Genomic DNA, 386 nt, shown 5'->3' with positions numbered 1-386 from the left:
GATGCCTTAGTCTCCGGGGTCATGTTTGGTTTTGTTGATGCTAAAGTTGTACTTTCTGCTGTAGATTTAGGTGTTGCAGGTTGACTGAGCGGAGACTGAGTGTTAATTGAGGATTGAGTATCTTAATCGAGAGAAATCTGTAGTAGTTCAAATATTTCTCGAGTTACTCTTCTTTACTACTTTGATTAGCTGCACAAGAATAATGCAACTATGAAGAATGAAATTCAAATTACCTGATAAATTTGTCGATGAATCGGTGGAAGTTTGTCTTTTAATAGCAGAATATTGCTGTGGAGATGAGGCTTGGTTGAATGAATCGTTCAAACCCGAATCAAATTGCGCGCTATCATCCACTATATTTATAATAGCTTGACGAATTCTTTTCA

At 36.8% G+C, this 386-nt stretch carries 1 protein-coding gene; it reads right to left on the bottom strand.

Features of this window, described 5'->3' with window-relative positions; genetic code table 11:
* Nucleotides 1–147: 147 nt before the first annotated feature.
* Nucleotides 148–386 (bottom strand): hypothetical protein (locus D7Y04_RS46305; RefSeq protein ID WP_233601891.1); only part of this gene is annotated, 239 nt, incomplete at its 5' end.

Origin of the sequence: Corallococcus sp. AB038B, from assembly GCF_003668955.1 — a bacterium.
GTDB classification, from domain to species: Bacteria; Myxococcota; Myxococcia; order Myxococcales; family Myxococcaceae; genus Corallococcus; species Corallococcus exiguus.
Note: the sequence above shows the minus strand (reverse complement) of the source record. Positions and strands in the feature narration are given on the sequence as shown.